Origin of the sequence: Terrabacter terrigena (assembly GCF_042676085.1) — a bacterium.
GTDB classification, from domain to species: Bacteria; Actinomycetota; Actinomycetes; order Actinomycetales; family Dermatophilaceae; genus Terrabacter; species Terrabacter terrigena.
Genome location: NZ_JBHTKH010000009.1, coordinates 123,930 through 149,488, shown reverse-complemented (window position 1 = coordinate 149,488; position 25,559 = coordinate 123,930). Strand labels below are relative to the sequence as shown.

At 70.5% G+C, this 25,559-nt stretch carries 17 protein-coding genes and 1 pseudogene; 6 read left to right on the top strand and 12 right to left on the bottom strand.

What is annotated here, in order from left to right; genetic code table 11:
* Positions 1-739: 739 nt before the first annotated feature.
* Positions 740-1,054: pseudogene (locus tag ACFQ2V_RS14740) on the bottom strand (nuclease-related domain-containing protein); the annotation flags it as partial.
* Between the two features lie 279 nt (positions 1,055-1,333).
* On the opposite strand from ACFQ2V_RS14740, the gene ACFQ2V_RS14735 reads away from it, so the two are divergent.
* A complete protein-coding gene (locus tag ACFQ2V_RS14735) occupies positions 1,334-3,280 on the top strand; it encodes a hypothetical protein (protein ID WP_386053599.1) in 1,947 nt (648 codons plus the stop codon).
* Between the two features lie 84 nt (positions 3,281-3,364).
* On the opposite strand, the gene ACFQ2V_RS14730 is transcribed toward ACFQ2V_RS14735, so the two are convergent.
* Positions 3,365-4,375 (bottom strand): aldo/keto reductase family protein, encoded by a 1,011-nt coding sequence (locus ACFQ2V_RS14730; RefSeq protein ID WP_386053598.1) that lies wholly within the window; start codon positions 4,373-4,375, stop codon positions 3,365-3,367.
* 217 nt (positions 4,376-4,592) lie between these two features.
* Here ACFQ2V_RS14730 and ACFQ2V_RS14725 point away from each other — a divergent pair, with 217 nt between their 5' ends.
* Positions 4,593-5,000, top strand: a complete 408-nt coding sequence (locus ACFQ2V_RS14725; protein WP_386053597.1) for a transferase — start codon at positions 4,593-4,595, stop codon at positions 4,998-5,000.
* A gap of 197 nt (positions 5,001-5,197) precedes the next feature.
* Positions 5,198-9,979 carry a choice-of-anchor D domain-containing protein gene (locus ACFQ2V_RS14720; protein ID WP_386053596.1) on the top strand — a complete coding sequence of 1,594 codons (4,782 nt, stop codon included), beginning with the start codon at positions 5,198-5,200 and terminating at the stop codon, positions 9,977-9,979.
* 118 nt (positions 9,980-10,097) lie between these two features.
* On the opposite strand, the gene ACFQ2V_RS14715 is transcribed toward ACFQ2V_RS14720, so the two are convergent.
* The 5 genes from ACFQ2V_RS14715 to nrdR all read right to left on the bottom strand — a co-directional run bounded on the left by ACFQ2V_RS14715 (position 10,098) and on the right by nrdR (position 17,162).
* Positions 10,098-11,483, bottom strand: a complete 1,386-nt coding sequence (locus ACFQ2V_RS14715; protein ID WP_386053595.1) for an NAD-dependent malic enzyme — start codon at positions 11,481-11,483, stop codon at positions 10,098-10,100.
* Between the two features lie 144 nt (positions 11,484-11,627).
* Positions 11,628-12,269 carry a GTP cyclohydrolase I FolE gene (gene folE / locus ACFQ2V_RS14710; protein ID WP_386053594.1) on the bottom strand — a complete coding sequence of 214 codons (642 nt, stop codon included), beginning with the start codon at positions 12,267-12,269 and terminating at the stop codon, positions 11,628-11,630.
* Positions 12,266-13,168, bottom strand: a complete 903-nt coding sequence (locus tag ACFQ2V_RS14705) for a patatin-like phospholipase family protein (RefSeq protein WP_386053593.1) — start codon at positions 13,166-13,168, stop codon at positions 12,266-12,268. Before ACFQ2V_RS14705 ends, folE begins: the two co-directional genes overlap by 4 nt.
* 472 nt (positions 13,169-13,640) lie before the next feature.
* On the bottom strand, positions 13,641-16,574 hold the full coding sequence (locus ACFQ2V_RS14700; protein ID WP_386053592.1) for a vitamin B12-dependent ribonucleotide reductase: 2,934 nt from the start codon (positions 16,572-16,574) through the stop codon (positions 13,641-13,643).
* A 90-nt stretch (positions 16,575-16,664) separates the two neighbouring features.
* Complete coding sequence (nrdR, locus tag ACFQ2V_RS14695; RefSeq protein ID WP_386053591.1) at positions 16,665-17,162, bottom strand: transcriptional regulator NrdR; 498 nt, start codon at positions 17,160-17,162, stop codon at positions 16,665-16,667.
* Between the two features lie 555 nt (positions 17,163-17,717).
* Here nrdR and ACFQ2V_RS14690 point away from each other — a divergent pair.
* A complete protein-coding gene (locus tag ACFQ2V_RS14690) occupies positions 17,718-18,974 on the top strand; it encodes a sensor histidine kinase (RefSeq protein ID WP_386053590.1) in 1,257 nt (418 codons plus the stop codon).
* Here ACFQ2V_RS14690 and ACFQ2V_RS14685 read toward each other — a convergent pair.
* The 4 genes from ACFQ2V_RS14685 to ACFQ2V_RS14670 form a co-directional block, all read right to left on the bottom strand.
* Positions 18,955-19,557 carry a hypothetical protein gene (locus tag ACFQ2V_RS14685; protein WP_386053589.1) on the bottom strand — a complete coding sequence of 201 codons (603 nt, stop codon included), beginning with the start codon at positions 19,555-19,557 and terminating at the stop codon, positions 18,955-18,957. The two genes, ACFQ2V_RS14690 and ACFQ2V_RS14685, sit on opposite strands and share 20 nt — an antisense overlap.
* Positions 19,554-21,365, bottom strand: coding sequence for an alpha/beta hydrolase (locus ACFQ2V_RS14680; protein WP_386053588.1), 1,812 nt, complete (start codon positions 21,363-21,365; stop codon positions 19,554-19,556). The genes ACFQ2V_RS14685 and ACFQ2V_RS14680 overlap by 4 nt, the downstream gene beginning before the upstream one ends.
* Entirely contained in the window at positions 21,365-21,748 is a 384-nt protein-coding gene (locus ACFQ2V_RS14675) for a hypothetical protein (RefSeq protein ID WP_386053587.1), read from the bottom strand. The genes ACFQ2V_RS14680 and ACFQ2V_RS14675 overlap by 1 nt, the downstream gene beginning before the upstream one ends.
* A gap of 282 nt (positions 21,749-22,030) precedes the next feature.
* Positions 22,031-22,435, bottom strand: a complete 405-nt coding sequence (locus ACFQ2V_RS14670) for a LysM peptidoglycan-binding domain-containing protein (protein WP_386053586.1) — start codon at positions 22,433-22,435, stop codon at positions 22,031-22,033.
* Positions 22,436-22,686: 251 nt separating this feature from the next.
* On the opposite strand from ACFQ2V_RS14670, the gene lexA reads away from it, so the two are divergent.
* Both lexA and ACFQ2V_RS14660 read left to right on the top strand, forming a co-directional pair.
* Positions 22,687-23,385 carry a transcriptional repressor LexA gene (lexA, locus tag ACFQ2V_RS14665; RefSeq protein WP_386053585.1) on the top strand — a complete coding sequence of 233 codons (699 nt, stop codon included), beginning with the start codon at positions 22,687-22,689 and terminating at the stop codon, positions 23,383-23,385.
* A gap of 89 nt (positions 23,386-23,474) precedes the next feature.
* Positions 23,475-24,377 carry a hypothetical protein gene (locus tag ACFQ2V_RS14660; protein WP_386053584.1) on the top strand — a complete coding sequence of 301 codons (903 nt, stop codon included), beginning with the start codon at positions 23,475-23,477 and terminating at the stop codon, positions 24,375-24,377.
* Between the two features lie 140 nt (positions 24,378-24,517).
* On the opposite strand, the gene ACFQ2V_RS14655 is transcribed toward ACFQ2V_RS14660, so the two are convergent.
* Positions 24,518-25,483: a Sir2 family NAD-dependent protein deacetylase gene (locus tag ACFQ2V_RS14655; RefSeq protein ID WP_386053583.1), complete on the bottom strand. Its 966-nt coding sequence runs from the start codon at positions 25,481-25,483 to the stop codon at positions 24,518-24,520.
* Positions 25,484-25,559: the final 76 nt, after the last annotated feature.

Sequence of the window (25,559 nt, the reverse complement as noted above, 5' to 3'; positions counted from 1 at the left end):
CGCTGTAGACGAAGAGGCCGCCCTCGTCCTCGTCGCGCAGGGACCTCATGAGCGGGTGCCACCAGTGGTCGGCGAAGTCCTGGGCCTCGTCGACGATGACCGCGTCGAACCGCTTGCCCTCGGGAAGCGCCGACGCGACCTCGGCCATCCGGGCCGCGAGGTCGCGTTCCCAGAAGCTCGCGTCGTTGCGGTCGTGCGAGGCCGTGTCGATGCCCCAGAGGTTCGCGAGGTCCTCGAACGACCCGACGAACGCGGGCTGGTGGTTGCGGGGCACCCCGGCGAGCTGCCGCTTGAAGTACTGGGAGAGCCCGATCGAGTAGCAGACGAGCGCCACCCGCTGTGCCTTGCGGTCGCCCTGGCCCCGGGTGAGGTCCTTCGCCTGGGTGAGGGCGAGGATCGTCTTGCCGCTCCGGGCGCCGCCGCGGATCTCCATGCGCCGGATGAGCCGGGTGACCTGGAGCAGGGCAGCCTGCTCGAGCGTCAGCCGGTCGGCCGCGGCCTCGCGGTCATCGGCATCGGCCGCGATGTCCGGCGCGGGAAAGCTTCTGCCCGCGAGGATCTCGACGATGAGGTCGATGTCGTCGCGGGTCGGGACGCGCTGCTCGTTCGTCTGGCGCGCTGCGACCTCGTGGAGTCGCCCGGCGAGGTCGTCGAGGTCTCGGCTGCCGCTGATCATCCATCGCGGGCAGTCCGTGGTGGCGAAGTCGTCCGCGACGTCGGTGAAGGGCACGACGACCGCGTGACCGAAACGCACCCTGCTGCGGTGGTTCTTCCAGCGGGGGTCGGCCTCGATGAACTCACGCAGGGCGTACTTGCCGTCGCGGCACTGCTCGACGGGCCGCACCCGGCTCTTCCGGGCGCCGCCGCCCGACCACCACCGTTCCTGCCCGTCGACCGACACGCTGCCGCCCTTCACCTCGACGACGACGATGCCGACGTCCGGCATGAGCACGACGACGTCGAGCTCGTGGTCCTTGCGCTGCGACGTCAGCCGCAGGTTGGGCAGCAGGACGGTGCCGTCCGTCACCGTGCCACTGAGCCGCTCCCAGACGAGGCGCTCCGACTCGTGCGCGAACCGCGCACCCTCCCCCTGTGCCGTGGCGGCAGGCTAGCCACCACGGGCGACCGGATGCCGCACTTCGGGCGTCTGCCGTCCGGCGCGGCGAGGGGCGAATGCGGTCATCGGGTCCTCCTCGAGGGCAGATCCCCCAAAGCGGTCCCGGGGAGCACGTCCGCGCGTACGCTCGGGAGTCGTGTGGACTTCCGCTCCGCATGAACGACCCCGAGTGAGGCCCGCGCGACGCGTCGGTGCAGATACCCCTCGGAGGTGCTCATGCGAAAGACCATCGCCACCGGCGGAGCCGCAGCCATCGCTGCAGCCCTGCTGAGTCTGCCAGGAGCCGCGAACGCCGCCCCTTCTGACACCCGCCAGGTCCCATCCACTGGCACGACATCCATCCGTTCGCTCGCTGCTGGCGCCGACGGGCTGCAACAGCCTGAGCTGCGAGCCGGACCCGACGACGAGGAGGCCGGGGTTCCTTCCACCCGGCCTGATCCGAACTTCAAGCACGGAATCTTCCCCAAGCACCCGCTCGATGCCCCGGTGGTGGCATCCAGTGCTGTCGCGGCCACCAACCCGGCCGTGCAGGCCAGCATCCAGGGCCTCAACCATCGCGACCAGCGCCTCGCCAACGGCGGCAACCAGTTCTCGCTCGAGCCACCCGACCAGGCTCTCTGCGTCGGCAACGGCTTCACCGTCGAGTCCGTCAACAGCGTGCTGCGCGTGTACGACTCGCACGCCCAGCCGCTCACCGGGGTGCAGGACCTCAACACGTTCTTCGGCTACCCAGCGGCGATCAACCGCACGACCGGCCTCCAGGGCCCCGACGTCATCGACCCGATCTGCCACTTCGACCCCGACTTCGGGCGCTTCGTCGTGGCCATCACGACCCTCCACGTCGTGCCCGAGACGGGCGACTTCACGGGCCGCAACACCATCGACGTGGCCGTCTCGAACACCGGGGACCCGACGGGGAGCTGGACCATCTACTCCGTCCCGGCGCAGAACGACGGGACGGAGGGTACGCCCGACCACGGCTGCACGACCGACGGCACCACGCACGGCCCGTGCTTCCAGGACTACCCGCACATCGGTGGCGACGCGAACGGCATCTACATCACGACCAACGAGTACGACCTCTTCGGCCCGAACTTCAACGCCGCACAGGTCTACGCCTTCTCCAAGGCGCAGCTCGCCGCCCACCCGGGCTCGGTCCGGGTCACCCTGGTGCCCAACCTCGAGCTGGCCGGCACGCCCGGCTTCACCGTGTGGCCCGCGACGTCACCGGCCAACCAGTACGCCACCGACGCCAACGGCACGGAGTTCATGCTCAGCTCGGTCGCCGGCGACGGCTCCGAGACCGGCAACCCGACCGGTACCGCACGGCGCATCGGCCTGTGGGCGCTGACGAACACGGCGTCTCTCAACGCCGCGACGCCGGACGTCCGTGTGACGAACCGTCTGGTCACGAGCCAGACGTACGTCTTCCCGCCCAAGGTGGAGCAGAAGCCCGGCGACTTCCCGTTGGGGCAGTGCATCAACGACACGACGACGGTCGTCGCGGGCCTGACCGGGTGCTGGCAGCTCTTCTTCGCGCCCGCGGACGAGCCGGCCCATGACGAGGTCATCTCGAGCCTCGACGCCAACGACACCCGCATGCAGCAGACCTGGTTCACCAACGGTGTGCTGTGGGGGGCCCTCGACACCGCGGTGCGGGTCGACGGCGAGCTGCGGGCCGGCATCGCCTGGTTCTCGCTCGAGCCGAAGATCAACGGCAGCGGCAAGGTCGGGGGTTCGATCAAGAAGCAGGGCTACCTCGCGCTCGGCAACAGCGACCTGACCTACCCGGCGATCACGATGCTGCCGAGTGGACAGGGCGCCATGGCGTTCACCGTCGCCGGCCCCAGCCACTACCCGAGCGCGGGCTACGTCTCGATCTCGTCCTCGGGCACGGTCGGACCGATCCATGTCGTCGGCGAGGGCCTCGGCCCGGCCGACGGGTTCACGAGCTACAAGGCGTTCGTCGGCACGCCGATCCGCACCCGCTGGGGCGACTACGGCGCGGCCGTCACCGACGGCAGCTCGATCTGGATGGCGTCGGAGTACATCGCCCAGACGTGCACCCTCGGGCAGTACCTGACCGCACCGATCGGAAGCTGCGGCGGCACGCGGACGTCGCTGGGAAACTGGTCCACCCGCCTGACGAAGATCACGCCGTAGTGTCCGCCTGACACCCGGCCACACACGTGTGCCGCCCAGCCTCTCGAATCCGGCTGGGCGGCATACGTTCTCGGGCGGGAGACCTCAGGCGACGCGCTGCTGCGGTGCCGTCTCGGTCGTCTTGCCGGGGTCGCGCTCGACGACGTCGCCCAGGACGTCGTCGATCTTCTTCATCAGCTCGGGCTCGAGCTTCACTCCGGCGGCCTTGACGTTCTCGGCCACCTGCTCGGGACGCGACGCGCCCACGAGAGCCGCGGCGACATTGGGGTTCTGGAGCACCCACGCGACCGCGAGCTGAGCCATCGTGAGGCCCGCCTCCTCGGCGACCGGCTTGAGGCCCTGGACGCGCGTGAGCACCTCGTCGTTCATGAAGCGCTTGATCATGTCCGCACCGCCCTTCTCGTCGGCGGCGCGCGAGCCCTCCGGAGGCTGCTGGCCGGGCTGGTACTTGCCGGTGAGCACACCCTGGGCGATAGGGCTCCACACGATCTGGCTCACGCCGAGCTCCTCGCACGTCGGCACGACCTCGCCCTCGATGACGCGCCACAGCATGGAGTACTGCGGCTGGCTCGAGATGAGCTGGAAGCCCAGTTCCTTTGCGAGAGCGACGCCTTCGCGGATCTGGTCAGCGGTCCACTCGCTGACGCCGATGTAGAGCGCCTTGCCCTGGCGCACGACGTCGGCGAACGCCTGCATGGTCTCCTCGAGCGGAGTCTCGGTGTCGTAGCGGTGGGCCTGGTAGAGGTCGACGTAGTCGGTCTGGAGTCGCTGCAGGGAGCCGTTGATCGACTCCATGATGTGCTTGCGGGACAGCCCGGTGTCGTTCTTGCCGCCCGGGCCGGTGGGCCAGTAGACCTTGGTGAAGACCTCCAGGCTCTCGCGCCGCTCGCCCTTGAGGGCCTCGCCGAGCACCGTCTCGGCCTTGGTGTTGGCGTAGACGTCGGCGGTGTCGAAGGTGCTGATGCCCGCCTCGAGCGCGGCGCGGACGCACTGCGTCGCGACGTCGTTCTCGACCTGCGAGCCGTGGGTGAGCCAGTTGCCGTAGGTGATCTCGGAGATCTTGAGTCCGCTGTTACCCAGGTATCGGAAGTTCATTCCCCCACCGTATGCCGCCCTGTGCGTGAGGACGCAGTGGGCAAATCGGGTGGTGAGACGGGTGTCGAAGGAACTGTCCGGGCGGGTACAGACGTTGCGGTGAGACCAGCGGCAACGCTGCTGGCCTCGGTGGAATCTTCATGTTCACTTGAACGTTGATCAGCTGAGTGACGCGTGGACAGAGTGTCCACGCCTGGACCTGAAGGGGGTGCACCCGATGCGGCAGAGGAAGTATGAGGAGTTCGAAGAGGACAACGGCACGATGCTGCGCTACGTCCGCCACGAGAACGGCGGCGGCTTCGTGGAGTCGCACGCCCACGTCGACCCGACCGCATACATCGGGCCATCTGCGTACGTCGACCGCGACGCGGTCGTCGGAGCCGGAGCCCGCATCGGCAAGGGCGCGTGGGTGGACCGGGAGGCTGTCGTGCACCCACACGCCGTCATCGGCTCGACCGTGCACGTCGGTGCCGGAGCCGTCGTCGGGCGTGACGCCAAGATCGGGGCGCGCGTCAAGATCGGCAGCCACGCCCACATCTGGGACGGCGCGCGTGTCGACAGCGACGACGTCGTCCGCGACGGCACCGTCGTCAGTGCCGGCTCGCGGGACCGCAGGGCGGCCTGAGGTTCGGGGCAGCTCTCGCGCCGGCTGACCGGTGCGCGGCCTCCCGGGCCGGGCCGGCGTCAAGCCGTTCCCGCCCCTTAATTTTGGGGGCTTTGAGCCCCTCAACAGTGGCTTCGGGGCCCTCGGCCCGGTGCATACCCTTCACCGCATGGTCCACGCGCACCTGCGCGCGGTGAAGAAGAGCACTGGAGGCCACCATGGCCACGTCACACTGGTTCGCGCGCGCCGCAGCGGACCCCGCATCCCCCACGTGTCCCTCGTCCGCCTCTGCTCCCAGACCCGGTGCCCCGCACGGCCCGGGTGCCCGGCGCGCCCGGCAGGCCGTCGCGGCCGGCGCCGTCGCGATGCTGATCACGGCCGGCGGGCTCTCGGCCCTGGGAGTCGGGGTGGCGCAGGCAGCGGTGCCCGGCACCGCGCCCGGCGTCGTCAACGAGCCGCCGACGGGCGGCCACTCCGTCATCGCCTTCCCCCAGCGCGACTTCGTGTCCGCCAGCGGCTTCGCGGAAGGCCACACCTACACGGTGGACCTCCTGCACCCCAGCGGTGTCGTGGTCACCGCGGGATCCGGCCTCGTGCCGCAGGACGACCCGCGGACCGCGGGCTTCGACGGGCTCGTCGAGGTCAACCACCCCGGCGGGTACTGCTGGGCGGGCCTCACGCCAGACATCCGGCCCGGCGACAAGGTCCGGATCGTCGACGACGCGGACGGCGTCACCGACCAGACCACGGTGGCGAACGTGACGGCCGCCCGCCCCGTCCAGACTGCTCCTGACACGGTCGTGGTCCACGGCACCGCGGCGCTGGCCGACGGGTCCCAGATCCCCGTGGCCGAGATCGAGCAGCGCCTGGTCGCCAACCGGCAGCTCTTCCTGGCCAGCGGGTCGCGCACCCTGCGTGCCGCCTCCGTGGCACCTGTCAAGGGTGGAGGCCTGCTCACCTACGACAGCGCCACCGGAAACGCGTGGACGGCCACCTACACCGGCCTCGCCCCGGCCGATGTGACCATGGCGCTCGGTGCCGAGTCCCGCGGCCTGTGGCTGGGCAAGGCGATCGCCCCCGCCGTGGAGTCCACCATCTTCGAGAACGGCGCCGGCATCGTCGCCGGACCGGCGGCGCCGTGCACCGCGCCGCTGGAGAAGATCCCGCCCCCGCCCGGCGGCGACGTGTCCGCCCCGTCCGCCCCGTCGAGCGTGACGGCGACGGTCAGCGACAACAACACGGTCACGCTCGGCTGGTCGGCGTCGTCCGACGACGTCGGAGTCGTCGACTACGGCGTCTTCCGCGACGGCACAGCCATCGCGACGGTGCAGAACCCCGACGGCACGGCTCCGGCGCCGACGACGTTCGTGGACAAGAATGTCCCCCCGGGCACCTACACGTACACCCTCGACGCCGGTGACGCGGCGGGTAACCGCTCCGCGGAGTCGTCGGGCGCCACCGCGACGACCACTGGTGCCCCGGCGCCGGCTGTGCCGGTCAACGAGCCACCGTCGTCACCCGTGTCGATCATCTCCTTCCCCTCGCGCGACTTCGTCTCGCCGGCAGGTTTCGAGCCCACGGACCTCGTCAACATCTACGTCATCCGCAGCGGCAAGGTCATCAGCAGCGCCACCGGTCAGGTCCCGCAGGACGACGAGCGCACTCCCGGCTTCGACGGGCTCGTCGAGGTGAACCACCCCGGTGGTGGCTGCTGGGAGGGCATCACCCCCGAGCTGCGCCCGGGTGACGTCGTGCGCACCGTCGCCTACGCCAACGGGGTGGTCCGGACCATCGACCAGACCCGCACCTCCGACGTCACGGCGACCAGGGTCTCGATCGTGAAGCCGGCCAGCAGCGCGACCGCGCGGGACGGCGTGGTGGAGATCCACGGCACCGCTGTCGGCCCGGACGGCAAGCCGATCGCCTTGGCCAACGTCGAGCAGCGCCTGGTCGCCAACCGGGACGCCTTCGACCTGACCGGCAAGCGCACCCTCCGCGCCCCGGGCAGCGGCACCATGACCTACGACACCACGGGCAACCCGACCGGGGAGAAGTGGACAGCGACCTACAGCGGCCTGTCGTCCGACGACGTGTACCGCGCCGCCGGAGGTACGAGCCTGACCGGTCGCACCTTCGCCGGTTCGGAGTCCCGCGTGCTGTGGCTCGGCGCCAATCCCCTGTCGGGCCAGGAGCTGACCATCTTCGAGGTCGGCCTCGCCGACCCGCCGGGTCCGGTCGCCGCCTTCTGCACCGCACCGCTCGAGCGGCCCGACAGTGCGGCGCCCTCGGCGCCGACGGGCCTGACCGCCACCCAGACCGGAGCGTCCGACCTGACGCTGTCCTGGACGGCCTCGACAGACGACTGGTACGTCGCCGGCTACCAGGTCCTCGACAACGGGGTGCCCGTCGCGAAGGTGGGCGGCAGCTTCGCAACCGCGGGCGACAGCACGAGCACGTTCACCGTGCCCACGTCGTACGCGCTCACGAACGTGGCAGCGGGCGCGCACCGCTTCACGGTCAAGGCGTTCGACGACGCCAGCCCGCTCGGACCGGGTGTCACCGACGTCGAGAAGGTGGGGGCCGGCATCGGGAACCCCTACGGCAACGTGTCCGCGCCGAGCGATGCGGCAGCAGTGACCCAGCAGGACGTCACCAAGCCCACCGTGCCCGGAGCCGTCACCGCCAAGGTCACCGGTTCCGACGTCGCCATCACCTGGAACGCGTCGACCGACGACGTCGGTGTGACCGCGTACCGCGTCTACCGTGACGGCGTCCAGCTGGCCGACCTGGCCGGCACGGCCACCTCCTACACGGACACCGCCGTCAGCCCGGGCTCCTACGGCTACACCGTGGACGCCGCCGACGCCGTGGGCAACCGGTCGGCGCAGAGCACCCCGCCGGCGACCGCGACGGTCACACCGGCACCTGACACCACGCCACCGTCCGAGGTGCCCGGCCTCAAGGCCGGCAACAACCCCGACATCCACGGCAGCAACGTGCTGGTGCAGTGGAACGCGGCGACCGACGCGGTCGGCGTCTCCGGCTACGGCGTCTACCGCAACGGCACCAAGGTGGCTGACGTCAACGCGCCGTCGCTCTCCTTCCTCGACGTCAACCTGCCGGCGGGCACCTACGCGTACACCGTCGACGCGGTCGACTCCGCGGGCAACCGCTCGCTCACGAAGCCCGCGCCGGTCACCGTGGTCGTCGCCAACGACCCGCCCGCGGCGGGGCACGACATCATCGGGTTCCCGGCCCGAGACTTCATCTCGGCCACCGGCTACCGGCCCAACACGCCCTACACCTTCGCGCTGGTGCACCCGGACGGGACGACCTTCGCCTCGACGACGGTGTCCTCCGACGCGACGGGAACGGTCGAGGTGAACCACCCCGGTGGGGCCTGCTGGATCGGCCGGACGCCGAACATGAAGCCCGGAGACGTCATCCGGGTCACGGACCCGTCGACCGGCGTCGCCGAGCAGACGACCGTCTCCAACGTCACCGCGGAGCGGCCGATCGTCACGGCGGTCGACCCGGTCACGGGTGGCGGCACGGTGGAGGTGCACGGCACCGCTCAGGACACCGCGGGCAAGCAGCTGCCCGTCGACCAGGTCGAGCAGCGGCTGATCGCCAACCGCGACGCCTTCGACCTCAACGGTCGCCGCACCCTGCGGGCACCCGGCGACGGGACGCTGGCGTACGACTCGGCGACGTCGGTCCGCTGGACGGCCCGGTACACGGTGCAGACGCCGAACGACCTGGCCCGTGCAGTCGGGGGGAGCTCCACCAGCGGGCAAGCCTTCGTGGGCGCCGAGTCGCGGGCCCTGTGGCTGGGCCGCACCCCCCTCGTCGGGAACGAGCAGACGATCTTCGAGAACGGCGCCGGGGTCGTCGGCGGGCCGGCCGGCCTGCCCGGCTGCACCGACGTCGCGGAGACACCTGCGCCCGGTGCTGCCGTCTCGGCCGCGCCGACGTTCGCCGACACTGCGGTGGGCAGCACCAGCGCGGCCCAGTCGGTGACCCTGACCAACAACGGCACCGCGCCGCTGACGGTGGGCAAGGCCTACATCGTCGGTCTCAACCCCGGTGACTTCGTCAAGGGTGTCGACAACGCGACCGGAGCCACGGTGGTCCCCGGGGCCAGCGTCACCGTCCAGGTCTCGTTCAAGCCCAGTGCGACCGGCGTGCGGCAGGCCTACCTGGCATTCGTCGACGACGCGGCCAACACCACCGACCAGACGGTCGCCCTCAAGGCCCAGACCCCTGTGGCTGCGACCCCGACGGCCACGGCGCCGGTGCAGAGTCTCGCCGGGAGCACCTTGACGGTGAAGCCGGTCCTCGCCGACAGCACCATCCCGGTCGACCTGCGCTGGAGCGGGAGCGGCGCGAGCCGGTACGAGCTCCAGATGGCCACGGGCAACGGTCCCAGCACGCTCGGTGCCTTCAGCGCGGTGACGCTGGCGCCCTCGGCGACGAGCACCACGGTCGGCCTGAGGATGGGCTCGACCACGGGCGTCGGCTACCAGTTCCAGGTCCGGGCCTGCAACGCCACCACCTGCGGCGCCTGGGCCACGGGGCCGAAGTTCACCCTCGTGGCCGCGGACGACAACGCCATCACCGGGTTCAAGGGCACCTGGACCGCCGAGAACCTGACCGGTGCCTACGGTGGCGGCGTTCGCTGGGCGGCCGGCTCGGCGACGGCGACGATCGTGCAGACGAGCTTCACCGTGAGCGGGAACGCCGCCTGGGTCAGCACCTTGGGCCCGGACCGTGGCCTCGCCCAGGTCCAGGTCGACGGCGGCACGCCGCAGGTGGTCGACCTCTATTCCAGCACGGTGCAACCGGCCCGGGTCGTCTGGGCGCGTGACGCGCTCCCGGTCGGCTCGCACACGGTGACCGTCACGGTGCTGGGCAAGAAGAGCACCCTCAACCCGGGGGCATGCACCACGAGCACCAAGTGCGCTCGCGTCGACGTCGACGCCGCGGTGATGATCCGGTAGCCGCTCGATGGCACAGACGGGAGGGGGCTCGCCGGCCGGCGAGCCCCCTTCTCGTCCTCGATGACGAGCGACCCCGAGGATCAGGGCCGGGCACCCAGCCGGCCGGTGAGGGCTCCGGTCAGGAAGTGCCCGCCACACGGCATACGGCCGCGGCCACCGCAGGGGCGATGGTGGAGTCGAAGACGCTGGGGATGATGAAGCTCGCGTTGAGCTCGCCGGGCTCGACCGTGTCGGCGATCGCCGTGGCCGCGGCGACCATCATGTCGTCGGTGATGTCGGAGACCCCGGCATCGAGCAGGCCACGGAAGAAGCCCGGGAACACCAGCACGTTGTTGATCTGGTTCGGGTGGTCGGAGCGGCCGGTTGCGACCACGGCGGCGTGCTCACCGGCGGCGATGGGGTCGACCTCCGGGACCGGGTTGGCGAGTGCGAAGACGATCGCGTCGTCGGCCATGGTCGCGATGTCGTCGCCCGTCAGCAGGTCGGGCGCCGAGACCCCGATGAAGACATCCGCGCCAGCGAGGATCTCGCTGAGCGAGCCACTCTCGCGGCGGGCGTTGGTGTGGTCGGCGATCCACCGGCGAAAGGGCTCCATGTCCTTGTCGCCGTTGTGGACCGCGCCCTCACGCCCGGCCGCGACGATGTCGGTCGCGCCCTGGCTGAGCAGGAGCCGGATGATGGCGTGACCGGCCGCGCCCACGCCGGAGACGACGATGCGCACGTCGTCGATCGACTTGCCGACGACACGGAGCGCGTTCTTCAGTGCAGCGAGCACGACGATCGCCGTGCCGTGCTGGTCGTCGTGGAAGACCGGGATGTCGAGCAGCTCACGCAGCCGCCGCTCGATCTCGAAGCAGCGCGGGGCCGAGATGTCCTCCAGGTTGATGCCCCCGTAGACCGGAGCGATGGCGCGGACGATCTCGACGATCTGGTCGGAGTCCTGCGTGTCGAGGCAGACCGGCCACGCGTCGACTCCCCCGAACTGCTTGAACAGCGCGGCCTTTCCCTCCATGACGGGCAGCGCTGCCAACGGTCCGATGTTGCCCAGTCCGAGTACGGCCGTGCCATCCGTGACGACGGCCACTGTGTTGCGTTTGATGGTGAGGCGCCGGGCGTCCTCGGGATGCTCGGCGATCGCGCGGCAGATGCGGGCAACCCCCGGTGTGTAGGCACGGGAGAGATCGTCGCGGTGCTTCAGCGGCACCTTGGGAACGACCTCGATCTTGCCGCCGAGGTGCAGCAGGAAGGTCTGGTCGCTGACCTTGCGCACCAGCGCACCGGGAATCGCGGCGATGGCGTCCGTGATCAGCCGTCCGTGCTCCTCGTCCGTCGTGTCACACGTGACGTCGACGACGAGCCGGTCGGTGCGGCTCTCGGCGACGTCGAGCGCGGTGAGCGCCCCTCCCGCGGAGGCCACCGCGGTGGTGAGGGCAGCTGTGGCGTTGGATGCGGCCGGCAACTCGACCCGGATGGTGATGGAGTAGCCAGGACTCGGTGTGGCCATGTCCGTCCTCTCGCGCGTGCAACACTGCCCGACCAGCCCATCCTGCACCCGTCGGCGCCTCGGCGCGGAGGATGCGTCGGCGCGGACGACCCGTCAGTGCGGAGGACGCGTCGGCGCGGAGGACGCGTCGGCGCGGAGGACGGGTCAGCGCGGAGGACGCGTCAGCGCGAGGAACTCCGCCCTCGACCGCGAGTCCTCGCGCAGGACGCCCAGCAGGCTCGAGGTGATCGTCGTGGTCCCGGGGGCCTGGACGCCGCGGAGGGTCATGCAGAGGTGCTCGGCCTCGATGACCACGCCGACTCCCACGGGTCCGAGCTGCGCCTCCAGCCAGTTGGCCACTTGGACGGTGAGGCGCTCCTGCACCTGGGGACGCGACGAGAAGTGCTCGAGAACCCGGGCCAGCTTCGAAAGGCCCAGGATTCGTTCACCTGGGAGATACCCGATGTGCGCCGTGCCGATGAACGGCAGCATGTGGTGCTCGCAGAGCGACCGGACCGGGATGCTGCGGGCGACGATGAGCTCGTCGTAGCCGCCGTCGTTCGGGAACGTGGTCAGCTGGAAGGGGCGCGGTGTGATCAGCTCGACGAACGAGGCGGCCATCCGTTCGGGGGTTCGCGCCATCGACTCGTTCTCCAAGTCGATTCCCAACGCCTCCAGCAGGATCCGCGCCCCCGTCGTGGCCCGCTCGAGGTCGGGTTCAGCGACTGCTCCGGTGCCTCGCCACGCTGGACGAGTGCGGTGGTGCGCCGTGGGGGCGGTGGCCTGGGACGCGGGTGCGGGGTTCATCTGATCAGCCCTTCCTCGGGATGGGTAGCGCGCTCCGCCGCGGTGTGCGGCGGACGGTGATGGACGTGGAGCGCCAGGACGCTCGCGTCCTCGAGCCGGTGCCGGCCCTCGAGCCAGTCACTGGTCGTCCCGCGTGCCCGGGTGAGGAGTGTCGCCGTCTGGGTGAAGTCGGCCGGAGACACCGCCAACGGGCACAGCGGCGGGACGACGTGGAGCCGGGCATCGCCGCGGTAGCCGTTCACCTGCGCCATCAGCTGCCGGTGCAGCAGGAGGCTGAGCGCCGTCAGGGCCGCGCCCAGGGCTGAGGTGGGGCGGGCACCGGCGCACGGGTAGCCGGCCGGGAGGAGGTAGATGTCGCTCACGCCGCGGGCCGCGGTGTGAGCTAGCAGGTCGAGCTCGCCGATGGCGCCGTCGACGAGGGTGCGGCCGTCCCTGGCCACCGGAGGGAGCACCCCAGGAACGGCCGCCGAGGCTCGGACCGCGCTGACCACCGGCCCGCTGTCGAGCACCAGACCCTGTCCGGTGACGAGGTCGGTCGAGGTGACCTCCACGGGGATCCGCGCCTGCTCGAGGAGCTCGTAGCCGAGGTTGCGACGGAGCAGCTGGTCGAGGCCCTCGCCGTCGAAGAACGAGGCGCGTGCACCTCGGACAGCGCCGAACCAGCGGCGCAGGTCGACGGCGAAGACGTCCTGCCGACGCATGCGCTCCCACAGCGACGCGAGCGTGCGCAGTCGGTCGGCGCTGCGTCCAGGCCCCCCGAGGTATGCCGCATTGACCGCACCGACGGACGTGCCGACGAGCAGGTCGGGGCGGACACCGTGCTCGTGCAGGGCGGTCAGCATGCCGACCTGCACAGCACCGAGGCTCCCGCCACCCGTCAACACGAACGCTGTGGTCACGTTCAGGTTCTGGGTCGCGCCGCGTGCGAGGAACGAGACCGGTGGCAGACCGTGGTACGCATGTGTTCCTCCTTGGCTGGTCGGCCGACCGCAGACGACCACTCGGCGAAGCGCTTGGGTGAGCGAGTCGCGTACGTGTTAGCGCGTCGGAAGTCGCTCGTCTTACCGAACCCGCAACCGAGGCGCCCCAGATGGCCACTGACGCACATCCGGACGCCCGTCCCCTGTTGCGCCTGATGCGCAGTGACCCAGGCCGCCGAAGGCTCGCTCCCGGCCGGGGTGGGGGTCTCAGCCAGAGGTGGGCTTTCCGTCAGCAGTGCCCGATGCACTGCGCACTGATACAGGAAGCGCGCACCCGTGCGGGCGAGTGGGCGCCACCCGCGGAGGGTACGACCCGCCGTTCTGCCCGAGACGCCGAAACGGCCTGACCCCGCTGGGGGCCAGGCCGTTTCGGTTGTTCAGGTGGTCAGGCTCAGCTGCAGCCGCTGGTGCTTCCGCAGCCCTCGCACACGTAGCAGGAGCCGGCGGGACGCATCTTCGTGCCGCAGGTCATGCAGATCGGGGCGTCGGCGGTGATGCCGCCGAACTTCTCGAGCAGCTCGGCCGAGGAGTGGACGTCGCCCGAGGCCTCACGAGCAGAGGCAGCGCCGGCACCGAACTTCACCTCGACGGCACCGACCTTCTCGACCTTGGGCTCCGACTTCGCCGCCGGCGTCTCCTTTTTGGCGACCGGCGTGGACTGCTGGAGCGTCTCGAGCTCATCGGCCAGCTCGTCGCCGTCCTCGTCGTCGCTCGACTCGATGGCTTCGTACGAACCGGTCTCGACCTGGCGGGCGCGCTCCTCGGCGGTGTGGATGCCCATGAACGAGCGGGTGTCGAAGTCGAGGTAGTCGAGCGCCAGACGGCGGAAGACGTAGTCCATGAGCGACTGGGCCATGCGCACGTCGGGGTCGTCGGTCATGCCGGCCGGCTCGAAGCGCAGGTTGGTGAACTTCTCGACGTAGGTCTCGAGCGGCACACCGTACTGGAGGCCGACCGACACCGCGATCGAGAACGCGTCCATCACACCGGCGAGCGTCGAGCCCTGCTTGCCGAACTTGAGGAAGATCTCGCCGAGCTCGCTGTTCTCGTAGGTGCCGGCGGTGAGGTAACCCTCGGCGCCACCGACGGCGAACGAGGTGGTCTGCGAGGTGCGGCGCTTGGGCAGGCGACGACGAACCGGGCGGTACTCGATGACCTTCTCGACCTTGACCTCGGAAGCGGCCGCAGCCTTGTCGGCAGCGGCGTCCTTGGCGGTGGAGCCACCGTCGGAGAGGGGCTGGCCGACCTTGCAGTTGTCGCGGTAGACGGCGAGCGCCTTGATGCCGAGCTTCCAGCCCTGCATGTAGACGTCCTGGATCTCCTCGACCGTGGCGGTCTCGGGCAGGTTGACCGTCTTCGAGATGGCACCGGAGAGGAACGGCTGTGTCGCGGCCATCATGCGCACGTGGCCCATCGGGGAGATGGCGCGCTGGCCCATCGCGGTGTCGAAGACCTCGTAGTGCTCCGGCTTGAGGCCGGGCGCGTCGACGACGTGGCCCTTGTCGGCGATGTACTCGACGATGGCCTCGATCGACTCCTGCTGGTAGCCGAGCTTCTTGAGGGCCCGCGGGATCGTGAGGTTCACGATCTGCATCGAGCCGCCACCGACGAGCTTCTTGAACTTCACGAGGGAGAAGTCCGGCTCGATGCCGGTCGTGTCGCAGTCCATCATGAAGCCGATGGTGCCGGTGGGGGCGAGCACCGACGCCTGCGCGTTGCGGTAGCCGTGCTTCTCACCGAGCTTGACGACGTCGTCCCACGCCTTCGTCGCGAGCTTGTGGACGTCGGAGTCCATCGCGTCGAGGGTCTTGATGTTGTCGTTGGCGGCCTGGTGCTTGCGCATGACCCGCTTGTGCGCGTCGGCGTTGCGGGCGTAGCCGGCGTAGGCACCGACGACCTGGGCCATCTCGGCGGAACGCTTGTAGGCGGCGCCGGTGAGCAGCGAGGTGATCGCCGCGGCGAGCGAGCGCCCACCCTCGGAGTCGTAGCCGTGGCCGGTGGCCATGAGCAGCGCGCCGAGGTTGGCGTAGCCGATGCCGAGCTGGCGGTAGTTGCGCGTGGTCTCGCCGATCGGCTCGGTCGGGAAGTCCGCGAAGCAGATCGAGATGTCCATGGCGGTGATGACCAGCTCGGCGACCTTCTGGAAGGTCTCACCGTCGAACGTGTCGTCGTCACGCAGGAACTTCAGCAGGTTGAGCGACGCCAGGTTGCACGAGCTGTTGTCGAGCGACATGTACTCGGAGCACGGGTTGGACGCCGTGATGCGGCCCGTCTCGGGGTTCGTGTGCCACGCGTTGATCGTGTCGTCGTACTGGATGCCGGGGTCGGCGCACTCCCACGCGGCCTTGGCGATCTTGCCGAAGAGGTCGCGGGCGTCGACCTCCTCGATGACGCTGCCGTCGAGGCGCGAGCGCAGCCCGAAGTTCGTGCCGTCCTCGACGGCCTTCATGAACTCGTCGTTGACGCGGACCGAGTTGTTGGCGTTCTGGTACTGGACGGAGACGATGTCCTTGCCGCCGAGGTCCATGTCGAAGCCGGCGTCGCGCAGGGCGCGGATCTTGTCCTCCTCGCGCGCCTTCGTCTCGACGAACTCCTCGATGTCGGGGTGGTCGACGTCGAGCACGACCATCTTGGCCGCGCGTCGCGTGGCGCCGCCCGACTTGATGGTGCCGGCGGACGCGTCGGCGCCGCGCATGAACGAGACCGGGCCGGAGGCCGTGCCACCGGAGGAGAGGAGCTCCTTGGAGGAGCGGATGCGCGAGAGGTTGAGGCCGGCACCGGAGCCGCCCTGGAAGATCTTGCCCTCCTCCTTGTACCAGTTGAGGATCGAGTCCATCGAGTCGTCGACGGCCAGGATGAAGCAGGCGGAGACCTGCTGCGGGCTCTTCGTGCCGACGTTGAACCACACCGGCGAGTTGAACGAGAAGACCTGGTGCAGCAGCGCATACGTGAGCTCGTGCTCGAAGATCTCGGCGTCGGCGGCCGAGGAGAAGTAGCCGTTGCTCTTGCCGGCCGCGACGTAGGTCAGCACGACCCGGTCGATGAGCTGCTTGAGCGAGACCTCACGCGCCGCCGTGCCGACGGCGCCGCGGAAGTACTTCGTCGTGACGATGGTGCTCGCGTTGATCGACCAGAAGTCGGGGAACTCGACCCCGCGCTGCTCGAAGATCGTTTCGCCGGTCTTCCAGTTCTGCTGGACGACGTCGCGCTTCTCCCACTTCACCTCGTCGTACGGGTGCACGCCGGGCGTGGTGTAGATGCGCTCGATCTTGACACCCTTGGCGCTTGCCTTCGAGCGTGAGCTGCGGTTACCGATCTCCGTCATTTCGTGCGGCCTCCCTGACCGATGTGCTTCTGGTTTGAGTCTTGCTGATGGCACCGACAGTGGTCGGTGCCAGATGTTCGTGGAGGGTGGTTACCGCGGTGCATCGAGCTGCGAGGGAGCAGCGGACTCCTCCCCCAGCGCCTCGCGCTCGGCCCGAAGGAGCGCGATGGCTCCCTCGAAGTCCTCGAGGCTCTCCCACGCCTGGTACACGCTGGCGAACCTGAGGTATGCGACCTCGTCGAGCTCGCGGAGCGGCTCGAGGACGGCCATGCCGACCTCGTGCGCCTCGATCTCGGCGTTTCCCTGCGACCTGATCGCTTCCTCGACCTTCTGGGCGAGGAGCGCGAGGTCGTCCTCGCTGACGGGCCTGCCCTGGCACGACTTGCGCACACCGGAGAGGACCTTGGCCCGGCTGAACGGCTCGGAGGCGCCCGACCGCTTGATCACGTTGAGGCTGGAGGTCTCGAGCGTGGTGAAGCGGCGGTTGCACTGCGGGCACTGGCGCCGGCGCCGGATGCAGGCGCCGTCGTCGGTGGTGCGCGAGTCGATGACCCGCGAGTCGGTGTGGCGGCAGAACGGGCAGTGCACGTCCGGTCACCTTCCCTTCCCCGAGACCGTGTCGTTCAGTGTGGTGCGGCCGTCCCGTACGCAGTCCTCGCCTGTCCTCGACTGCGCCGGGTGTTCGTGGGACCTGGCGGGCCTGGGGATGGGCCTGGGGACGACATGGGGATGACCTGTGTGTAACCCCCGATTCGCTGGGGACTACATGTGGACGTCTTACATCTGTGTAACTACTAGATGTAGGGGTAACTGTAGGCACGCTGCGACCCCGATCGCAAGCGAATCGCCAACCTCCGGCGCGCCGTGTCGCTGACCTGCACAAACGTCACATCAGCCCCATTCGTCCCGGCGTGTCGCAGCAGCTGATCTGTCGCCGCACCCCAACATCTAGGGGTTCCTCCGCCGCCGACGTCCCCCATCTGGCACCCCCGTGGGACGTGGGCACGAGGCCTGTCAGCGTATGCCGTACGGAGCGCGAAGCGACCGCCAGCCCTCGTCGGGGCCGCGCCCTGCGGAAGCCGCGTGACCGACACGGCCCGGCGTGCTTGCCGAAATCGGCCCCGGTGACGCAGGCTTCGCATCGTGACAAACCGGACGGCGCTCGAGGAGAACCCGGACCAGGCCCAGCGACGCGACGACGCCCTGTGGCGCTACGACGTTCTCGGCCGAGCGCCGGGCCGCGAGCTGCAGGCACTCGTCGACATCGCCGCGCAGCTGTGCGCCGTACCCACGGCCGCGATCAACCTCATCACCCCGACCGAGCAGCAACAGATCGCAACGACCGGCTTCGAGCCGTCGATCTGCGCGCGGGAGGACTCGATGTGTGCCGCCGTGCTCGAGCACACCGACCCGGTCGTGGTTCCGAACGCCAGCCTCGACGACCGGTTCAGAGAGAACCCGTTCGTCACCGGCATCCTGGGCGACGTCCGGTTCTACGCCTCGGCTCCCCTCACCACCCCGGAGGGCGTCATCATCGGCCGGCTGTGCGTCTTCGACTCCACGCCTCGCGAGCTCGACCAGGCGCAGGAGCACGCTCTGGTCGCCATCGCAGAGCGCGTCGTCGACGTGCTAGAGCTGCGCCTGCGCAGCCGCGAGCTCGAGGACTCCCTGGCCGCCCTCACCCAGGCCCGCGACGAGCTCCACCGCTCCAACGAGGCCCTGTCGGTCTTCGCCGGACAGGTCAGCCACGACCTACGCACTCCCCTCACCGCCATCATGGCGAGCACCGAGATGCTCGGGCAGCAGCCGGCCGTCGTCGGCGACCAGTGGTCCGAGCGACTCGTCGCCACGGCGTTCCGGTCCGCCACCCGCATGGCCGGCATGATCGAGCAGATACTGGCGCATGCGCGCGTCGGCGCCGACCTGCGCAAGGCCCCGACCGACCTGCGCCAGGTACTGGACTCGGTGCTCGAGGACCTCGAACCCACGCTTTCGGCGCGGCGCGCAACCGTCGAGGTGGGAGACCTGCCCACCCTGCCTTCCGACGCGCAGCAGCTCTACTCCGTGCTGCTCAATCTGGTCTCCAACGCCGTGAAGTACGCCAGGCCCGGCGTACCGCCAGCCATCGGGATCGCCGCAGAGCGCGCCGGTAGGGCATGGCGCATCTCCGTGCGTGACAACGGCATCGGTATCGCACCCGCTGACCGCGAGCGCGTGTTCGAGCTGTTCAGGCGGGTCGAGACGTCGGTCGACGGCAGCGGCATCGGGCTGGCCACGGTGAAGCGGATCATCGAGGCCCACGGGGGCTCCATCGGCATCGGCTCTCTCGACGAGCCCGGGACCGTCGTGTGGTTCGAGCTGCCGGCAGCCGACGAGAGGGTCAGCCAGCGACAGGCCTGAGCGGTCGCTGCGCTCGTGCCAGCACGACCCAGGCCACCGCGAACGCGACCGGGGCGCGAGCGTCGATGAAGCCGCTCTGGACGACCAGGAGCACGAACGTCCAGACGGCGGAACCGTCGTCCAACGCTGCGAGGAACGACTCGGCGCCCGCCCTCAGGCCGCCGTCGACCACCACCGCTGCCGCCAGCACCGCGAGCTCGACCAGCGTTGCGATGGCCGACCAGCGCACCCGCGCCCCGACCGTGCCCGATGGAGCACCTGACTGGACGGGCCACGGGGGCCGGGCCACGTCGGGACGCTCGTCCACGGGACGCGCGCCTCGCTCGTCGACGGGGCCGTGCAGCTGGTCGCTCCTCGGCTCGAGCCCCGGGCTGTCCAGGGCGAGACCCACGACGACACCGAACGCCACGACACCCAGCAACACCGGTGAGGACAGGGCGATCAGCGCGGCGTCTGCAGCTGCGCCGGCGCCGTAGCCGCCCCAGGCGATGAGCACGGGAGGCACGGCCTGCAGCACCGCGCAGCCCAGACACGCACGACCGACCAGGATGTCCCTGCGGCGCTGCGCTGGCGGCGCGCTCATGGCAGCGGCCTCGGCCACCGCAACGGGTCGGACCCGAGGCTCGGCCCGGTGGTGGTGCAGGCCCGCTCGTCGGCACCCTGCAGGATGCGCAGGTCGGGGCGCCCGGCCGCGACGGCGACGAGGTTGTGTGCGCTGTCGGTGCCCGCCCTCAGGTAGTCGGAGTGACCGGCGGACGTGCGGCCGACGTCGACGAAGGCGGATCGCGGCCGAAGCCAGTGGTTGCAGCCCACGCCCGGTTGCTTGGGTGCGAACGTGGAGAGCCGCACGGCGCCACCGACCTCCTGTGGGGGCGTGCCGTGCACCATCCAGCCGTAGCTGAAGACGTCGTCGCCGATCGCGCCGAGCACGTTGAGCCCACCGGGCTTCAAGGCTGTCTGCGCGATGTCGGTGAAGGGCAGCCCGGGCGCCCCGAACACGGCGACGTCGTCGATCGCGCTCGTGTGCAGGCTGGCGAAGCCCGCGAGCGTGCCACCGTAGGAGTGCGCCCACACCGTCTGGTGGGCGGGTCTGTCGCGCGCGGCCTCGAGTCCGGTGACGAAGCCGGCGAGAGCGCCGGCGCTGTCGCGGGCGAGCTTGGGGTTGAGGACGTTCCGGTCGATCGACGACGTGATCTCGTGCATCTGCGGTGCGTCGTAGCCCATCCACGTGACGACGGCGACGTCCTGTCCCGGCGCCATCGCCAGCGCCTCTGAGCGCATGCGCGCGAACGTCGTGTCGTAGCGCCGCAGGTCGGCGCCGACCATGGTCGAGAGGCCGCCGACGAACGTGACGACGTGCTCCGCGCGGTCGACGTCGCCCACGGCGACGACAGCCCTGAGGTCGGCCTCCTGTGTGTCGAGGAGCAGGAGCCTTCGCGGACCACCGTCGCGGCGGCTCAGGACGTCACGCACCGCCCGTATGCCGTCCACCTCCTCCTGCGCCCGCGTGCGCTCTTCGGCGTTCCAGGGTGAGCCTCGGCGCTGCGCCTCCGACGCGCGGGCGGTCGCCGTGCGCTCGGCGCGGTCGAGGAGCAGCAGGTTGGCCTCGTGCCGAGCCGCCGCCGGCACGCCGTCACGAGGACCGACCCACTCGGGCCGCTCACGAGTCAGGGCGCGCCGCTCCTCGTCGGTCAGGGACCGCCACCACGCCGCCGAGGCGAACACCCCTGCAGCGGTCGGGGGCGGCACGGGCCAGTCGCCCACCCCGACCTCGGCCCACGCGGGCGAGCCGTGGGACGCCGCGGCCGTCGACGCCGTCGTCGGGCTCCTCGTCGATCCGCCCGGCTCGGCCGTGGACACTCCGCGGGCGGCGACCAGGAGCACCCGGTGCAGCTCCTCGTCGGTCTGCGTGGCTGCACGCCGAGCCTGCTGGAGGCAGGCGTCCACCTCAGCCCTGAGCAGGTCGTCGAGGCGCGCCCGGTGGGCTTCCCCGACGCCATCGCCGAGTGAGGCGCGAACCGGGAGGAACAGCCGGCCGTCGTCGTCGACCCACGCGCCCTCGTCGGCGGCCCGGCGGTCCGCGCGCCCCACGAGATCCAGGGCGCTCTGGAGCCGCTGCGCCGCGTGCCCAAGGGCATGGCCTGCCACCGCGATGCTGCCCGCGAGCTGCCCCAGCCCGGCGACCACCGTGCCGTAGCGGTCTGCCGCCGCGCTCGAGCCGGCACCGGACCAGCGAGGGGCAGCAGCCCGCCGCCAGAGCACCAGCTCCGCGAGCACGAGGAGCCTGCGACGGCGCGCCTCCAGACGCCGACTCACCTCGAGCAGCAGCTGCGGACGGCCGGCCCGGATGTCGCGCACGGCGATGCCGCCGCCCATCGCTGCCGCAGTCATCACGTGCTGCCGTCGGCGCCACCGCGGACGACACCGGGGAAACCACTCCGGGCGCCACCCCCAGTACTGCCCGCAGCGCTGCCCCCAGTGCTGCCCGCAGTGCTGCCCAGCACCTGTCGCGCCGCCTGCTCGACTGCGTCGTAGCCATCGGCGGCCAGGCTCACGAAGCGACCGAGCTCGCGCAGCTCCCACTGCGTCGACGCGAGGCGCGTCTGCCAGGCGGCCGCCACCTGCGGCAGGCCCGAGGCGCAGCGGCCCCCCGGCAGGGCCGCCCCGACCGGGCGGAGGTCGTCGACGACCCCGAGCCGGCGCACCTGGGCCAGGACCTCCTCGATGGTGGCGGCGCTGGCTCGCAGCGTCGCGGTGTCGATCTCGTATCTCATCCCCTGCTCCCTTCCCGAGAGCAACCACGCTAGGTCGCCGGTGGCGGACCCGGTCGGCGTCATCCACAGCCCCGATGGACCGAGCGGGTGGACAGCAGAACGCCGCACCCCCTCCTCGGGGGTGCGGCGTCCGGGCGGGAACGACGGGGTCGAAGCGCCGCTACCGCCAGCCGCTGGAGGTGGAGCCAACGCGGCCGATGGGGTGGGGCGAGGCGAGCGCACGGCGAGTGCACGGCATACGCAATGAACCTCGAGCCCCGGTGATCCTGGAGAGCCCGGGCGTCACCGACCCGGGATGACGAGCTGCTGCCCGACGTGGATCTCGGTGGTGCTGAGGCCGTTGGCGACCTGGAGCTCGACGACGCCGTCGGTGACGGACAGCTGCGGCAGCTCGTGTGCGGCGATGCCCGACAGCGTCTGCCCCGAGGTGACCGTGACGGTGCGCGAGCCGGATGACGCCGACGCGAGCTGGCCGGCCAGCCCGACCGCGAGCAGCGAGACGACCGTTGCGACCAGCAGCGCGACGACGAAACGACCGAAGCGGGTCAGGCGAAGCGGCGGCCGCGCGGACCGGGCGGCGCGGACGGCCTCGCGCCCGGTCGGGACGAGGACGAGGTGCGGGCGCGCGACGGGCCGCGGCTCACTGGTCTGCGGCTGACGAACGGTCTCGAGGACGATGGCGCTCATGGTGACCTCCCCTTGCTCCTGATCTGGCGAACACGTGTTCGATAGAACGTCTGTACGATTTGTAGCACGTATGTTCGAGGAAGTCGAGACACGCATCGAACAGGTGTTTGGCAACTGTGTTCGAACCTCGGTACTCTTTCCTCACACCACACACCTCACCAGCCACCACTGACACTGGCCCTCGAGCAGCTCGCGAGCCGCTCACGAAGCCGGTCCAGCGCACGGTCTGACGAGCCGACGAAGGGGACACCATGGGCGTGACCGAGCTTCCCGATCGCGAGACCGGCGGCGCACTGACCGTGCGTCAGCGGCGAGTGCTCGAGGTGATCCGCAACTCCGTCGACCGCCGGGGCTACCCGCCGAGCATGCGCGAGATCGGCGACGCCGTCGGGTTGGCGAGCCCCTCCAGCGTCTCCCACCAGCTCAACGCCCTGGTGGCCAAGGGCTACCTGCGGCGCGACCCCAACCGCCCCCGCGCCCTCGAGATCGTCTCTCCTGACGCGACGGCCGAGGAGGTCGGGAGCCGCGGCGGCGACCACTACGACACCGAGACCGACTCGGGGGACGCCCGTCCGGAGGCCTCCTACGTGCCGGTGCTGGGGCAGATCGCCGCCGGCGTCCCGATCACCGCCGAGGAGGTCGTCGAGGACGTCTTCCCGCTGCCCAAGCAGCTCGTCGGCGAGGGCGACCTCTTCCTGCTCAAGGTCAACGGCGACTCCATGGTCGACGCCGCGATCTGCGACGGCGACTGGGTCGTGGTGCGCCAGCAGCAGCACGCCGAGAACGGCGACGTCGTCGCGGCCATGCTCGACAACGAGGCCACCGTCAAGACCTTCAAGCGTGTCGACGGCCACGTCTGGCTGATGCCGCACAACGAGGACTTCTCCCCCATCGACGGCGACCACGCCACGATCCTCGGCAAGGTCACCGCGGTCCTGCGCCGCATCTGACGGGCGGTCCGGCCGCGGCCCTTCCAGCAGGCGCATCGCCGCGGCGGACGCCAGACTCTGAGGACGTGAGTCCCGCAGAGGAGACCGCCATGGCAGCCGGGCGCACCCGCGACGTCGTCTACACCTACCGCTACCTGCGGGGCGCGATGATCGCCCTGCTGCTCATGCTGTTGCTGTCCGTGGCCTACCAGTGGTGGTGGGAGACCGACCACAGCTGCTGGCTCGGGTCGATCAGCGCCTACTACTACACGCCCGCGAGAACCGTCTTCGTCGGCTCACTCTGCGCGCTGGGCGCCAGCCTCATCGCCTACAAGGGGCACTCCTCCGAGGAGGACGTGCTGCTCAACTTCTCCGGCTTCATGGCGTTCGTCGTCGCCATGGTCCCGACGGTGCCCGACAACCGCTGCGGCCCGAACGCGTACGCCCAGACCCCGAGCGAGATCGCCGCGGCGGTGCGCAACAACATCTGGTCGCTGGTGGTCGTCGCGGTCATCGCGGCCGTGATCGTGGCAGCGCTCAAGCGGGGCGCCATGATGCGTGACGCGTCAGCCCGCCCCACCGCGCGGTCGGTACTCGTGACCCTGGCGTGCGGCGGCGTGCTGCTCGTCGAGCTGACCCTCTTCCTCGTCCTGCGCGACCGCTTCATCGCCCTGAGCCACGGCATCGCCGCCGTCACCATGGTGGCCGGGATCATCGCCGTCATGGTCCTCAGCGCCCTGCGCACCGTGGAGCGCCACCGGGCCGTCGGCGACGACGACGGCCGCGGCTACCGCCGCATCTACCTCGCCATCGCCCTGGCTCTCACGCTGGCGCTCGCCGCCACGGTCGTCGCCAAGCTCACCGTCACCGGCTTCGCCCACGTCGTCCTCGTCGCCGAGGTCATCGTCATCGTGCTGTTCGCGACGTACTGGGGCGTCCAGACGAAGGAGCTGTGGGACCTCGGCGAGGTCTCGGCCGACGAGGCCCGCGACCTCGGCGCCCCCGCCGAGTAGGCCACCTCGAGCGCCGAGGCCGAGCCCGCACCCCCAGACCCGGCCCGTCAGAGCCGCGCGTCGTCGGGCCCCGTCCCGACCTCCGGCAGGACGGCACACCACCTCGGCTCGCCCTCGGGCGGGCACCGGCGTCGCCCCGATCAGTGACCGAGCGCCTCGCGCAGCGCGGTGAGGGTGTCGCCGAGCGGCGCGTGGAGGCGGATCGTCGCCTCGGCGTCGCCCCGGGTTGCGGACCGGGTGACGATGGCGACGGGCACGTCGCGCTGGTGGGCCCGGCGCACGAAGCGGTAGCCGCTCATGACCGACAGCGACGACCCGAGCACGAGCACGGCGCCGGCCGCCTCGACGAGGCCGAAGCACCGCTCGACGAGCGCCCTGGGCACCGACTCGCCGAAGAAGACGACGTCGGGCTTGACGGTGTCGTTGCCGCAGACCAGGCATCTCGGCGCGTGGAAGGACTCGACGAGGGCGTCGGCGAGCACGATGTCGCCGTCGGGCCGCACCTGCTCGCCCCACTGCGACCCGAACGAGGTTGCCGCCTCGGCAAAGCGGGTCATGAAGCCGGGGTTGGCCTCGGTCATCCTCTCGTGCAAGCCGATCCGCGACGTGTACTCGCCGCAGGTGAGGCAGACCGCACGCTCGAGCGACCCGTGCAGCTCGATGACGTCGGTCGCCCCGGCGGCCTGGTGGAGGCCGTCGACGTTCTGGGTGATGACGGGCCCGACGTAGCCGGCGCGCTGCAGGTCGGTGACGACCCGGTGACCCTCGTTCGGTGCCGCCGCGTTGAACCGCTGCCAGCCGATGTAGCTGCGGGCCCAGTAGCGTCGGCGCGCCTCGCTGCTGCCCGCGAACTCGCCGTAGGTCATCGGCTCGACGCGGCGGGTCCCGTCCGGACCGCGGTAGTCGGGGATGCCGGACTCGGTGGAGAGGCCCGCGCCGCTGAGGACGACCACGCCTCCGCCGCTGACGAGGTCGACGAGGTCCTCGAAGGTGCCGAGGTCGTGCGTCTGGAGCGGCAACGTGCGCGAGGTCGACAGTCGGCTGGTCGCGCCCGTCGCGTTCGTCGCGGCGGTCGCACGAGAAGGTATGCCGGTCGGCTGGTGCACCCGGCAAGCCTACGTGTCGACACGACCCCTTCCTGATCGCGCGGAACTCACGGGATTCCATAATCACCGGTTATGA

Coding starts and splice junctions, on each gene's coding strand:
- ACFQ2V_RS14735 (WP_386053599.1), top strand. CDS start 1,334: ATGCGAAAGACCATCGCCACCGGCGGAGCCGCAGCCATCGCTGCAGCC.
- ACFQ2V_RS14730 (WP_386053598.1), bottom strand. CDS start 4,375: ATGAACTTCCGATACCTGGGTAACAGCGGACTCAAGATCTCCGAGATC.
- ACFQ2V_RS14725 (WP_386053597.1), top strand. CDS start 4,593: ATGCGGCAGAGGAAGTATGAGGAGTTCGAAGAGGACAACGGCACGATG.
- ACFQ2V_RS14720 (WP_386053596.1), top strand. CDS start 5,198: ATGGCCACGTCACACTGGTTCGCGCGCGCCGCAGCGGACCCCGCATCC.
- ACFQ2V_RS14715 (WP_386053595.1), bottom strand. CDS start 11,483: ATGGCCACACCGAGTCCTGGCTACTCCATCACCATCCGGGTCGAGTTG.
- folE (WP_386053594.1), bottom strand. CDS start 12,269: ATGAACCCCGCACCCGCGTCCCAGGCCACCGCCCCCACGGCGCACCAC.
- ACFQ2V_RS14700 (WP_386053592.1), bottom strand. CDS start 16,574: ATGACGGAGATCGGTAACCGCAGCTCACGCTCGAAGGCAAGCGCCAAG.
- ACFQ2V_RS14685 (WP_386053589.1), bottom strand. CDS start 19,557: ATGAGCGCGCCGCCAGCGCAGCGCCGCAGGGACATCCTGGTCGGTCGT.
- ACFQ2V_RS14680 (WP_386053588.1), bottom strand. CDS start 21,365: ATGACTGCGGCAGCGATGGGCGGCGGCATCGCCGTGCGCGACATCCGG.
- ACFQ2V_RS14675 (WP_386053587.1), bottom strand. CDS start 21,748: ATGAGATACGAGATCGACACCGCGACGCTGCGAGCCAGCGCCGCCACC.
- ACFQ2V_RS14670 (WP_386053586.1), bottom strand. CDS start 22,435: ATGAGCGCCATCGTCCTCGAGACCGTTCGTCAGCCGCAGACCAGTGAG.
- lexA (WP_386053585.1), top strand. CDS start 22,687: ATGGGCGTGACCGAGCTTCCCGATCGCGAGACCGGCGGCGCACTGACC.
- ACFQ2V_RS14660 (WP_386053584.1), top strand. CDS start 23,475: ATGGCAGCCGGGCGCACCCGCGACGTCGTCTACACCTACCGCTACCTG.